The sequence below is a fragment of the Amycolatopsis sp. lyj-108 genome (assembly GCF_046549005.1).
GTDB lineage: Bacteria > Actinomycetota > Actinomycetes > Mycobacteriales > Pseudonocardiaceae > Amycolatopsis.
Window position 1 is genome coordinate 271,276 of sequence record NZ_JAJPWQ010000012.1, and the last position, 11,572, is coordinate 282,847.

Annotated in this window: 11 protein-coding genes, 1 tRNA gene and 1 pseudogene; 6 read left to right on the forward strand and 7 right to left on the reverse strand. The window is 68.5% G+C overall.

Annotated elements, in window-relative coordinates; all coding sequences use genetic code 11:
• Positions 1 to 126: 126 nt before the first annotated feature.
• On the reverse strand, positions 127 to 2,154 hold the full coding sequence (locus ACLJO0_RS35295; RefSeq protein ID WP_410583428.1) for a cytochrome c oxidase assembly protein: 2,028 nt from the start codon (positions 2,152 to 2,154) through the stop codon (positions 127 to 129).
• 42 nt (positions 2,155 to 2,196) lie between these two features.
• Between ACLJO0_RS35295 and ACLJO0_RS35300 the strand changes: the two genes are divergently transcribed.
• Positions 2,197 to 2,835, forward strand: a complete 639-nt coding sequence (locus ACLJO0_RS35300) for a histidine phosphatase family protein (protein WP_410583430.1) — start codon at positions 2,197 to 2,199, stop codon at positions 2,833 to 2,835.
• Here the strand turns inward: ACLJO0_RS35300 and ACLJO0_RS35305 are convergent.
• Positions 2,809 to 3,975, reverse strand: coding sequence for a sensor histidine kinase (locus tag ACLJO0_RS35305; protein ID WP_410583528.1), 1,167 nt, complete (start codon positions 3,973 to 3,975; stop codon positions 2,809 to 2,811). The two genes, ACLJO0_RS35300 and ACLJO0_RS35305, sit on opposite strands and share 27 nt — an antisense overlap.
• Positions 3,976 to 4,077: 102 nt before the next feature.
• Positions 4,078 to 5,256, reverse strand: coding sequence for an MFS transporter (locus ACLJO0_RS35310; protein ID WP_410583432.1), 1,179 nt, complete (start codon positions 5,254 to 5,256; stop codon positions 4,078 to 4,080).
• Between the two features lie 121 nt (positions 5,257 to 5,377).
• Between ACLJO0_RS35310 and ACLJO0_RS35315 the strand changes: the two genes are divergently transcribed.
• The 3 genes from ACLJO0_RS35315 to ACLJO0_RS35325 all read left to right on the forward strand — a co-directional run bounded on the left by ACLJO0_RS35315 (position 5,378) and on the right by ACLJO0_RS35325 (position 7,321).
• Entirely contained in the window at positions 5,378 to 6,427 is a 1,050-nt protein-coding gene (locus tag ACLJO0_RS35315) for a LacI family DNA-binding transcriptional regulator (RefSeq protein ID WP_410583529.1), read from the forward strand.
• 188 nt (positions 6,428 to 6,615) lie between these two features.
• Positions 6,616 to 7,005, forward strand: coding sequence for a peptidase inhibitor family I36 protein (locus ACLJO0_RS35320; RefSeq protein WP_410583434.1), 390 nt, complete (start codon positions 6,616 to 6,618; stop codon positions 7,003 to 7,005).
• 242 nt (positions 7,006 to 7,247) lie between these two features.
• Positions 7,248 to 7,321: transfer RNA gene (locus ACLJO0_RS35325), tRNA-Arg, on the forward strand.
• 67 nt (positions 7,322 to 7,388) lie between these two features.
• Here the strand turns inward: ACLJO0_RS35325 and ACLJO0_RS35330 are convergent.
• Together ACLJO0_RS35330 and ACLJO0_RS35335 are read right to left on the reverse strand one after the other, a co-directional pair.
• Positions 7,389 to 8,159: a site-specific integrase gene (locus ACLJO0_RS35330; protein ID WP_410583436.1), complete on the reverse strand. Its 771-nt coding sequence runs from the start codon at positions 8,157 to 8,159 to the stop codon at positions 7,389 to 7,391.
• A pseudogene (locus ACLJO0_RS35335) lies at positions 8,156 to 8,719 on the reverse strand (replication initiator); the annotation flags it as partial. The pseudogene ACLJO0_RS35335 and the gene ACLJO0_RS35330, both read right to left, overlap by 4 nt.
• Positions 8,720 to 8,769: 50 nt before the next feature.
• Here ACLJO0_RS35335 and ACLJO0_RS35340 point away from each other — a divergent pair.
• Positions 8,770 to 9,648, forward strand: coding sequence for an oxidoreductase (locus ACLJO0_RS35340; protein WP_410583438.1), 879 nt, complete (start codon positions 8,770 to 8,772; stop codon positions 9,646 to 9,648).
• A 13-nt stretch (positions 9,649 to 9,661) separates the two neighbouring features.
• Here ACLJO0_RS35340 and ACLJO0_RS35345 read toward each other — a convergent pair whose 3' ends face one another.
• Positions 9,662 to 10,528: a LysR family transcriptional regulator gene (locus ACLJO0_RS35345; protein WP_410583440.1), complete on the reverse strand. Its 867-nt coding sequence runs from the start codon at positions 10,526 to 10,528 to the stop codon at positions 9,662 to 9,664.
• A 132-nt stretch (positions 10,529 to 10,660) separates the two neighbouring features.
• On the opposite strand from ACLJO0_RS35345, the gene ACLJO0_RS35350 reads away from it, so the two are divergent.
• Positions 10,661 to 11,248 (forward strand): dihydrofolate reductase family protein, encoded by a 588-nt coding sequence (locus tag ACLJO0_RS35350; protein ID WP_410583441.1) that lies wholly within the window; start codon positions 10,661 to 10,663, stop codon positions 11,246 to 11,248.
• Here ACLJO0_RS35350 and ACLJO0_RS35355 read toward each other — a convergent pair.
• Complete coding sequence (locus tag ACLJO0_RS35355) at positions 11,236 to 11,469, reverse strand: helix-turn-helix domain-containing protein (protein ID WP_410583443.1); 234 nt, start codon at positions 11,467 to 11,469, stop codon at positions 11,236 to 11,238. The genes ACLJO0_RS35350 and ACLJO0_RS35355 overlap by 13 nt on opposite strands.
• Between the last annotated feature and the right edge of the window lie 103 nt (positions 11,470 to 11,572).

Here is an 11,572-nt window from a genome sequence, read left to right on the forward strand (position 1 = left end):
CCGGCGTGGGCGCGGGGATGTGGTAGGAGACGGTCAGCGCCGGAGCGGTAGTGGCCCCCTACCTATGCCCGACAGGCTCGCGGGGAGGAGTCGAGTCACCATCCCGGCGCGAGCCCGGCCAAAGCGCTACGAGCCGGAACCCGGCCCCCGGCCCTGATCCGCGAGTTTCTTCAGCATCGCGTTGTAGGCGTTCAGATCCGCGTCACCCGAGGCGTCCTCGCGGCGATCCCGCCGCCGGGCCTCCCGTTCGTCCTGACGCGCCCACTGCACCAGCAGCGCGACCAACACCAGCAGGACCGGCAGTTCGCCGGACGCCCAAGCGATCCCGCCGCCGAGCCGCTGATCGGTGAGCAGGTCGGTGACCCACGGCAGTTTCAGCCCGCGGTAGAAGTCCTGTCCGAGCACGGTCTGCATGCTCATCAGCGCGATCCCGAAGAACGCGTGGAACGGCATGGCGGCGAACATCATCCCCAGCCGCCCCAGCGGCGGGAGCCGGCGCGGTGCCGGGTCGACGCCGATCACAGGCCAGTAGAAGACGTATCCGGCGAGGAGGAAGTGCGCGTTCATCGCCAGATGCGCCCAGTGGTAGTTCAGCGCGGAGTCGAACAGGCCCGAGAAGTACAAGCCGTAGAAGGAACCGACGAACAGCAGCAGCGCGACGATCGGATGCGTCAGGAATCGCGAAAGCGGCGAGTGCACGAAGGCGAGGAGCCATTCACGCGGTCCGGGCGGGGCGTCCTTGCCCGCGGCGGGCAGCGCGCGCAGCGCGAGCGTCACGGGTCCGCCGAGCACGAACAGCACCGGCGCCACCATGGACAGCAGCATGTGGTTGCCCATGTGCACGCTGAACATCGCGGGCGCGTACCGGCCGATGCCGGACGACGTCGCGATCAGCAGCACGAAACAACCGCCGAGCCACGCGACCGTCCGGCCCGTGGCCCAGGTGTCGCCGCGGCGCCGCAGCCGCCGCACCCCGGCGAGGTACAGCCCGGCGAGAACGAGCGCGAGCGTGCCGTAGACGAGGTCGAACCGCCAGTCCGTGAGCAGCCTGAAGACGGTCGGCGGACCGTAGAGGTCGTAGCCGATCAGCAGTTCCGTTGTCGACGGCTGGGTGAGCGATTCCTGCGGTGGCGGGGTCTTCGCGAGCCCGGTGGCGATGCCGATGGTGATGAACATGATCAGCACCTCGACGGCGGCGAGCCGCAGCAGCTGCCCGCCGCCCGCGCCGTTCACCAGCCCGGCGACACCCTTCTGCCGCTGCTGGTGGCCGAAGACGCCGAGCAGCAACAACGCGACGATCTTCGCGAGCACCAGCAGGCCGTAGTCGGTGGTGAACAGGTCGGCGATCCTGATCCGCACCAGCGCGTTGACGACGCCGGAGACCGCCATCACGATCCAGCAGACCAGCGCCAGCTTGGAAAACCGCGTCGCGGCGAGCTTGAGGTTCTCGCCGCGGCGCCAGCCGAGCGCGAGCAGCGCGATCAGGCCGCCGACCCACAGCGCGGCGGCGACCAGGTGGTACAGCAGGCTGTTGGTCGCCATGTCGTGCGAGCCGCCGCTCGCGGAATGGCCCGTGACCGCGACCGGGACCAGGCCGCCGACGGACAGGAAGAAGACCACCGTCGTCCAGCCCCAGGTCAGCGCGAGACGGCAGCCGAGCGCGACCAGCAGCGCGATCAACGCGGTGAACAGCCAGGCCTTGGGCTGCTCGATGGCGTCGACGAGGTCGATCAGCACCTGCGGTGAGAGCACCTCGGTGAACGGGCGCCCGGCGCCGTCGGCCGCGGAGAAGAAGATCGACGCGGCGGCCGCGAAGAACCAGACCCATGCGGCGACGCCCGCGACCCGGATGGCCGCGTAACCGTCGGCCGCGAGCGTGCCGGATTTCTGCGGCGGGACAAGGAACGCGGCGAGCAGCAGCGAACCCACACACAGCACCGAAGCCGCCTCGGCCAGCACCCGGACGACGGTGATGCCGTAGCGGGTCACCAGTCCGGGATCCGGCAGGCCGGCGATGACGTAACCGGCGCCACCGGTCAGCGCGACCAGGCCGACGGCCACCACCGCGGCCAGCAGCGCACCGATCGACACCAGCGGCAGGACACCGGCCTTCCGCGCGGACGGGGCCGGTTTCGTCTCGGGGTCTGAAGGCACGTCACGAGGGTATGCCGAGCGTGCAAGGGGCAAGATGGCGGCGTGCGGATCATCCTGCTGAGGCATGCCGAGTCGCTCGGCAACGTCGACGAGCTCGCTTACACCCGGATTCCCGACCATGCTCTCCCGCTGACCGAGGCCGGCCGCGAGCAGGCGAAACTGGCGGGCCCGGAGATCGCGGAACTCCTCGGCGGGCAGCGACCGGCGGTCTACGTCAGCCCGTATCTGCGGACGCGGGAAACGTTGCGGCTACTGGACATCAGGGACGCGTGCGAGCGGATCGTGCCGGAGCCGAGGCTGCGGGAGCAGGACTGGGGCAACCTCCAGGATCCGCTGGAGCAGGAGGTCCAGAAGCAGCGGCGCCACGAATTCGGGCACTTCTTCTACCGGCTCCCGTTCGGCGAATCCGGGGCGGACGTCGACGACCGGGTCGCGGCGTTCCTCAGCGAGCTGGCGGCGTGCGGCGAAGATCACCCCGAAACCGTGCTGGTCGTCTCGCACGGGCTGACCATCCGGTTGCTGTGCCGCCGTCTCTTCGGCTGGAGTGTCGAGTTGTTCGAATCCCTGTCCAACCCGACGACCTGCGAATACCGCGTCGTCGAGCGCACGGATGGCAAATGGATGCTGGACCGCCCGTTTCGCCAGTGGCGCGACTCACCCGACGGGGACACGCAAGACTGACGGCGCGAGGAGCACCACCCGGGTCCCCAGTCCCGGCGTGGATTCGATCCGCGCGAAACCGCCGATGTCCGCCATCCGCGCGATGATCGAGTTCTCGAGGCCGAAGCCGCGCCGCCGGTCGCCGACATCGAAACCGGCGCCGTGATCGCGCACCGTCAAGGAAACCCCGCCGCCGATCTCCTCGACGCTGACGACGGCCCGCTTGGTCCCGGAGTGCTTCAGCGTGTTGCGCAAGGCTTCCCTTGCCGAGTCGTGCAGGGCCATGGCCGCTTCTTCCGGGAGTTCCGGGGCACAGTCGTCCTGGATGACGACCTCGGCGCGCAGGCCTTCCGCGGCCATTTCGGCGGCGAGCAACCGCAACCGCTGGTGCAGTCCGATCCTCTCGGAGGATTCGTGCTCGAGGCTGATCCGGATGCGCATCGCCTGGGCGCGAGCGGTCCGGCGGACGCGGTCGAGGCTGGCCGCCGGATCGAGTTCGTCGGCGGGCGCGGGGATGGCGAACGACTCCATCACCTGCAGAACCGTGTCATGGACATCGCGGCGATGCCGTTCGCGTTCCGCCGCCCGGCCTTGCTGCTCCCCGAACCCGAGGGCGAACCGCATCGAAGCGCCGACCAGGCCGACGATCGCGAGGGACGCCACCAACGCGGTCGCGAGGGTGAGGAAGAGCCCCAGCGAGGAAGCCGGGTCCAGCAGGGTGTTCAGCGCCACCGCCCCGCCGGCGACCAAGGACCCAGCCAGCGCGCCACGCAGCAGGGCCCAGATCATCACCGTGCCCATCAGATGGGTCCAGGTGATCGACGTGATCGCGAGATCCGGCGAGATCAGCGCCGCCGCCAGGATGAAGAGGACGGCGAACCCGGCGTCGGCCACCGGCACCATTCGCGTACCGGCCGGAGACCGCCGGAAGGCCCAAACGGCTTCGGCGACGTTCGGCACGAGGTGCATCAGCGCGAACGCCCACAGCACCGAGGGCCCGCCGAGACCCGCCGACCACAGCGCCTGCACCAGCATCACCAGCCGGAAGACCAGCGGGACCAGGACGAGCCGGGGCAACGTGGTCTGCACCAGTCGCGCCGGGATCCCGGGCACCTGGTGACGGCCGGTCAGGATCCCCACGCCGCCCCCGAGCATCAGCACCCTCACGCCGCTCCTCCCCGGATCAGCCGTCCTGAAACAGCGAACGAGTCGCATTCATTTCAGTTTACGAGCAATCAGCTTGCCCGCGTTACGGCGAGGATGTCAACGGCTGACGGGTTCGGAGGCCTTCTCCCGTTTGCCCGCCCGCGCCGCGGCCACCGCGGACGGCACGATCAGCGCGGCGGTCAGTCCGACGAACAGGAACGACACCGAAAGCGACGTCACCTGCGCGATCCCGCCGATCAGGGGTGGCCCGGCGAGGAAACCGGTGTAGGCGATCGCGGTGACGAAGGCCAGTTCCCGCTCGCCTCCGGTGCCGTCCGCGCGTTTGCCCGACGCGCCCGCGAGGCTCAGCGCGATCGGGAAGGCCGCGGCCAGCCCGGCGCCCGCCAGTGCGAAACCGACGAACCCGAACACGGGAATGCGGGCGAGCGCGGCGAGGACGAGCCCTGCCGCGGCGATCCCGGCACCCACCGCCAGCGCACGGGTCGCGCCGAAGCGGTTTTGAACCCAGGCGCCCGCGAGCCTGGCGAGCGCCATGGCCAGTGCGAATCCGGAATAGGCGAACGCCGCGGCGCCGTCGCCGACCCCGTGCACGGACGTCATCAGCAGCGCGGACCAGTCCGAACTCGCGCCTTCCGCGATCGCCGAGAACAACGCGATGGCGGCGAGCAGCCAGAGGACAGGCCGTTTGATCGGCGCCACCCGCGGCTTCTCGACGGGTTCGGTATGCACGGGCCGCGCGCCGGGCACGGCGACGATGACGAAGGCGAGCACCACCAGCGCGGCCAACGCGGCGACCGTGAGATGCCGCCCCGGTGACCAGTGGTGCGACGCGGCGAATCCGGCGGCGACGGAACCCGCCAGCGCGCCGAAGCTGAACCCGGCGTGCAGTATCGGCATGATCGCGCGTCCGGACCGGCGCTCGACCTCGACTCCGGCGACGTTCATCGCCACGTCCAGCGCGCCGACGCTCGCGCCGAGGACGAACAACGCCCCGGCGAGCAGGGCGACCGACGTCGAGAAGCCGATCATCGGCAGCGCGGCGCAGGCGATGATCGTGCTGCCCGCGACCACGGCGCGGGCACCGTGCCGCTCGATCAACCGCCCCGAAACCGACGCCGCGATCAGCATGCCGACGCTGGCGCCCAACAGGGCAAGGCCGAAGACACCCGGCGAGGCGCCCACCCGTTCCGACAACGCGGGAGTCCGCGGCGCCCAGGAGCCGAGCGCGGCCCCGTTGAGCGCGAACACGACGAAAACGGCCGTACGGTCACGCATAGACCCCAGTCTCCTTCCGATTCCTCTTCCACCAGAATGACTTAAGCGCTTCAGAAAGTCCACCGGCTCCTGGCGGGACTAGACTGCGGCGGTGACCACCGCGCGACGGCGAAGGCCGACGTTGGACGATGTCGCCGACGCCGTCGGGGTGTCTCGGGCGACCGTCTCCAACGCCTACAACCGGCCCGATCAGCTGTCCGCTCAACTGCGCGAAGAGGTGCTTCGCGCGGCCAAGAGGATCGGGTACGCGGGGCCGAATCCGACCGCCCGAAGCCTGGCCACCAGCCGCACCGGCGCGATCGCCGTCCTGCTCGACACGAATCTTTCGACGGCGTTCTCGGATCCCGCGTTGTCGCTCACCCTCGACGCCCTCTCGACCGTCGTCGATCCCGAGGGTCACGCCCTGCTGCTGCTCCCCGGCGACGGCGAGAGCGGCGGCCCGCGCGCGGAGCGGATCCTGACCGCGCAAGCCGACATCGCGGTGGCGTATTCGCTGCCCGACGGCGCGCCCGCGCTGAACGCGGTGCGGGATCGAAGCCTGCCGCTGGTGGTGATCGACCAGCCGCATATCCGCGGTTCGGCCAGGATCGGGGTGGCGGACCGGGCGGGAGCGGCCGCCGCCGCCCGGCATCTGGTGGAACTCGGGCACCGGCGGATCGGGATTTTGTCGGCGCAGTGCCTCTCGGCTCCCCGCGGCGGCGAGCTGAGCATGGCGGAGGCAGGCAACAGCCGGTTCCACGACAACCGCGAGCGGATGGCCGGCTACCTGGAGACCCTGGCCGAGGCGGGGATCCCGGCGGCGGACACACCGATCTGGGAGGCGTCGGGACTTTCGGCCGAAGCCGCGCTGCCGAGCGCCTTCGGCCTGTTGGAGCGGCAACCGCGGCCGACCGCGCTGTTGTGCATGTCGGACCTGCTGGCACTGGCGGCGATCTCGGCGGCGAGACATCTCGGGCTGTCGGTCCCGGGTGATCTTTCGGTCGTGGGCTTCGACGACGTCCCGCCCGCTCGGTGGTCCGAACCACCGCTGACGACCGTCCGGCAGGACCTCGCCGCCAAGGGGCGCGCGGCCGGTGATCTGGTGCTGACCCTGCTGCGCGGGGAAAAGACGCCCGCGCCCGCCGAGATCCCCACCGAACTGGTCGTCCGCGAGTCCACCGCGCCCGCCTAGCAGCCGATTTCGGCGAGCACAAGGCGGTCCCGGTGATATGTGGACAACTCACCCCGATCGAGCGGCGCACAACTACTTATCCACAGAAGTAGAAATGCGGGCTGACAAAGCCTCCCCCTCGGATCATCGTGGAATCACACATTCACCGACGGCACCCGAGCCGCCGAATCACGGGGGAGAACCCAACCATGCAACGACGTTTGACGAACCTGCGCGCCCGCCTCCCGCACGTGCTCCTGCTGGCCATGGTCGGCCTGCTGACCAGCGCCGGAGTCGCGAACGCCACCACGGCGCCGCCCGAACCCGCCTGCCAGAAGGGCGAGTTCTGCGTCTGGGGCGAAGAATCGTACGGCGGCGCGGTGCACAAATTCGACCTGCGTACCTCCAATCCCGACGAATGCATTCCCTTACCCGAAGGCTTCGACGGGCATTCGTTCGTCAACCGGCTGAGCCGGGACGTGACGATTTACCAAAGCGAGGAGTGCACGACCGAAGGAGATTTCATCACCTATCCGGGTGGCGGCACCTACGTACCCCAGGGACCGTTCGTGATCCGCGCCCTCAAGATCTGGGACTGACCACCCCGGCGGTTCGTGCCGGTCACTCGCGGAAGAGTCGACTCGCGACCTGCATGAACCCAGGGGCCGCTCCCCCGAAGCGGCCCCGGCCCGTGAGCGCGTCACCCCGCGTCGTGACGCGCTCACGGGCGTTCCAAAAAACGGTGGGCTCGACCTGAAACGATCTGGCGGTGTCGAACGATCGACAGGTTGGCGACGGCTAAGCTGCCGATGCTGGGCGACACCCAACGTCGCCGACGTCGGCCCTCGTAGCTCAGCTGGATAGAGCAAGAGCCTTCTAATCTCTAGGTCGCAGGTTCAAGTCCTGCCGGGGGCACGCCGCCACAGGGAAACCCCTGGTCACGCAAGTGGCCAGGGGTTTCCTCGTTGATCAGCCCTTCGTTTCAGGCGGCGACCGCCGGGCGCGCGGTCAGTGCGGCACCGGCCTCCTCGCCCACAACGCCCCGCTCCATGTACACGTCTTGTGTCGTGCTCGGATCGTCGTGACCGACATAGTCAGCGATCTCGCGTGCCGACAGTCCAGCAGCGTCGAGCCTCCAAATGACGTAGTGCCGCCAGTCGTGCGGGTGAAGCCCCTGGAACGGTGTTCCCTCGACCACCCGACGGATGTATTTGCGGGTGTTGTCCGGGTCCCGCAGCGTGTCCGTGGAGGACGGGAAGCACCACGGCGAGGTCGCGTCGGTATAGCGTCGCTTGAGGATGTCCATCACCCATGCGGGGGGACGGATGCGGCGCATCCCGGCGGGGCTCTTGGTGTAGTCCTGGACGATCAGCCCAACGCCGGTGACCCGGATCACGGTGCCGTGGATCCAGATGGTCCCGTCGTCAAAGTCCACCGAGGTTTCCCAGTCAAGCGCCAGCAATTCACCGATCCGGCAGCCGCGCCCGGATAGGGCTTCCTGGACGTCGACCAGGTCCCAGCGTGCCGCGTCCTCGGAGTCATGGAAGAGCTGCAGCGCGCTCCCCGCGTTCTTCCCGGTGATGAGTCGGGGCTTCTTGCCACTCTTGTTCTTCTTCTTGCCCAGTGACTCGATCTCCCGGACCGGGTTGTCGTCGAGCGCGTCATGCCGGACCATCAGCGCGCAAATCGCGGTCAAGACCGCTCGTGCCTGCTTAGCGGCGGAGCTCCCGTTGGTCATCAGTGGCTGGTTCATGGCTGGTTCTCCTTTGCGAGTTTGTCCTTACGCTGTAGGCGTTTTCCTTCGTAGATCGCTTCAGCGATCTCGCGTTCTTCCGGGTTGTTGTGGCCGTTTCCGGTGTAGTTCCAGTGGTTGACGACGGTCACGCTGTCCGGGGTGGTCCCGAGGGCTTCGAGCGTGGCGATGTGCTGGTGGGTGCGGCGGTCGCCGCGCAGCGTGGTGAAGGTGACGGAGTAGCGCTGTGACTTGGTGAGGAAGTGGCCCCGGAAGCCCAGCATGTGCGCCCACTTCCTCAGGAACGCGAGATCTTCACTGGCTCCGAGATCCCACGCGGTAGCGATCATGCGGCGGTGGTGCGGCAGGACGTCCAGGTCCTCGATCGCTCGTTCCGACCGGATTGGACGGTCGGGGACTTCGCTGGTGCTGGTGCCCTTGGTGGCGTACTTGGCGATGTATCCGGCTAGCGCGCGGTCGCTGATCTCGCCGTCATCGCCCTCGATCTGAACGGCGTGTGCCGGGCGGATCGGCCGGATATCGATCTGCTGGCCCCAGGTGAACACGTGATTGGCGGTGGCGTACGTCGGGTGACGCGGTGGAAGCGAGAGCCGTCTGCTTCGCTGTCGTCATGACAACAGCAGACGCCACGCCCGGCGGGCATTCGGTGATCGGTGGCGACCTTGACGTCACGCGGATCGGTTACGGCTCCATGAAACTGACCGGTTGGCCGGACGGCGCCCGCCGACCGGCCCGTGACACCGCGCTCGCCGTGTTACGTCGTGCGGTGGAGCTCGGGGTCAACCACATCGACACCAGCTACTACTACAACCGGGACGGCGTGGCCGCCAACGAGTTGATCCGCGCGGCGCTGCATCCGTATCCGGATGACCTGGTGATCGTCACCAAGGTCGGGCCGATCATGGAAGGGGACGAGGACCTCAAACCCGGTACCCGCGTCGGCCTGACCGCCGATGGGCTGCGCCGGGCCGTCGAGGCGAACCTGTCGTCGCTGGGAATCGACCGTCTCGACCTGGTGAACCTGCGGATGGACGCCGCCGTCACCCCCGAAGAAGGCTCGATGGAGTCGGCGCTCGAGACGCTGTCCGGGTTGCGGGATGAAGGGTTGATCCGGCATCTCGGCATCTCCAACGTGTCGGCGCCTCAGCTGGCCGAGGCACAGGCCGTCGCCCCGATCGTGTCCGTCCAGAACCTCTACAACTTCGGGCGCCGCGAGCACGACGCGATGGTGGATTCCTGTGCGCGAGCCGGGATCGCGTTCGTACCGTTCTTCCCGCTCAGCGACTTCGACGACGCCGTGACCGCGCGGCTGGCCAAGGTCGCCGCGCGGCGTGACGCGACCGTGCCGCAGGTCGCGCTGGCCTGGCTGCTGGCCCGGTCGCCGTCGATCCTGGTGATACCCGGCACCGGGTCAGTCGCGCATCTGGAGGAGAACATCGCCGCTGGACAGCTGCCGCTGAGTGCCGAGGATCTCGCCGAACTGGCCTGAGCGCCGCCACTCGTCAGCGAGTGTCGCGGGCGGTTCGGGCGAAGGCGCGGATGAGGTCGGTGGCCGCGTCGGTGCGCCAGACAAGAGCCCAGCGGGCAGGCGGGGCATCGTCGATGGGGACGAAGGAGATTCCCGGCGAGTAACGGATGCTGTGGGCGTGCACAGGTGAAACGGCCTCGCCGGTGACCAGGATGGGGAACATCTCGGCCCAGTTGGTGGCGGTCGGGCCGATCTTGATGGCCCGGCCGCTCGGGGTGTGGGTGGGGACGAGCGCTTCGCGCCAGTAGCCGGGGCTCGCTCCTCCCATCACGACCTGATCGGCGAGGTCTTCGTAGGACACCGATTCCCGGTCTGCGAGCGGGTTTCCGGCCGCGACGGCGAGGACGACGGACTCGGAGTAGAGGACGGGGCCGACGGTGAGATCCGGTTCGTCGACGGGAAGCCAGAGCAGCGCCAGGTCGATTTCCCCACGGCGCAACGGGCCGAAGGGGTCGGCGAAGCCGATCTGCCGGATCCGCACGTCGGCGTGGGGATGGCCGGCGTGGAACGCTTCGCGGTGAGGGTCGAGTTCTTCCGCGTTGATACCGATCATGCCCAGACGTAGTACGTCGGTCTTCTCCCGGGCGGCCGAGGCGGCCCGTTCGATGCTGCTGTGCAGGCTTTGCTTGATCGGGCGGAGGTCTTCGACGAGCTGCTTGCCGATCGGGGTCAGCCGGACATTGCGGCTGTCACGTTCGAACAGGACAGTGCCGATCCGGCGTTCCTGAGCCTTGACCACCTGACTGACCCGCGCCTGCGTCACATGCAGCCGCTCCGCGGTCCGGCCGAAGTGCAGTTCCTCGGCCAGGGTCAACAGCACCTCGATGTCACGCAGCTCCACAACGACCTCTTCGCACGATAAGCGGGACTTATCGAACGCTAGCCGAGTGATCGTTGATCGACCGGACCGGATCGCCCGAGACTGAAGGGGCACCGACTGGAGCAGAAGACTCTCTTTGTCCTTGGAGACTGAATGCGCAAGCTCACTTATTGCATCGCCACGACGCTCGACGGCTTCATCACGGACCCCTCGGGCGGCAACCCGTTCGTCCCCGGCGGTCCTCTCGTTCCCGCACCCGACTACGTCGAGCACCTGGTGGAGCACTATCCCGAGATCCTGCCGGTCATGGCCCGCGAGGCACTCGGCGTCACCGCGCCCGGCGTGCTCTTCGACACGGTGGTGGAGGGCCGTCGCTCCTATCGGATCGGCCTGGACGCGGGCGTGACCGACGCCTATCCGCACCTGCGGCATTACGTCTTCTCCACCACGCTCGGCCACAGCCCGGATCCCGCTGTCGAGGTGGTCGGCACCGACCCGGTCGCGAAGGTCCGGGAGCTCAAATCCGAGGAGGGCCTCGGCATCTGGCTCATCGGCGGCGGCGAACTGGCCGGGACGCTCTACGCCGAGATCGACGAACTGATCCTGAAGGTCGCCCCCGTCACCATCGGCTCGGGCATCCCGCTCTTCGGCGGCAAGGCGACCTACGACCCGCACCACTTCACTCTCACCGAGAGCGTCGTGCTGCCCAGCGGAGCGCTCTTCCTCACCTACAGCCGCTGACGCGAGCGAGTGAAACTCGGTGATTCGCCGGTGTGACGGCGATAGATCCGCCGGAAGGCGGCCGGATCGGCATAGCCGACCGCGGCGGCGACCTCGTCGACAGGCTGCCGGGTGGTGGTGAGCAGCTGTGCGGCGGCACTGACGCCGAGGCGGTGAACGAACTCGATCGGCGAGATCCCCAGGCAGGCTCGGGTTCGCCGGGTGAGGGTTCTGGGGGACATCCACGAAAGCACGGCGGGGCCGTTCGACGATCCGCCCCGCGAGGCCATACCCGCCTGATCGTCTGGTTCTCGACCAGGCCACGTAAGAACTCAGTCCGAGCAG

Excerpts from the sequence above, each read along its gene's own strand:
- ACLJO0_RS35310 (WP_410583432.1), bottom strand. The coding sequence starts at position 5,256 with ATGCGTGACCGTACGGCCGTTTTCGTCGTGTTCGCGCTCAACGGGGCC.
- ACLJO0_RS35355 (WP_410583443.1), bottom strand. The coding sequence starts at position 11,469 with ATGTCCCCCAGAACCCTCACCCGGCGAACCCGAGCCTGCCTGGGGATC.
- ACLJO0_RS35320 (WP_410583434.1), top strand. The coding sequence starts at position 6,616 with ATGCAACGACGTTTGACGAACCTGCGCGCCCGCCTCCCGCACGTGCTC.
- ACLJO0_RS35340 (WP_410583438.1), top strand. The coding sequence starts at position 8,770 with ATGACAACAGCAGACGCCACGCCCGGCGGGCATTCGGTGATCGGTGGC.
- ACLJO0_RS35330 (WP_410583436.1), bottom strand. The coding sequence starts at position 8,159 with ATGAACCAGCCACTGATGACCAACGGGAGCTCCGCCGCTAAGCAGGCA.
- ACLJO0_RS35350 (WP_410583441.1), top strand. The coding sequence starts at position 10,661 with ATGCGCAAGCTCACTTATTGCATCGCCACGACGCTCGACGGCTTCATC.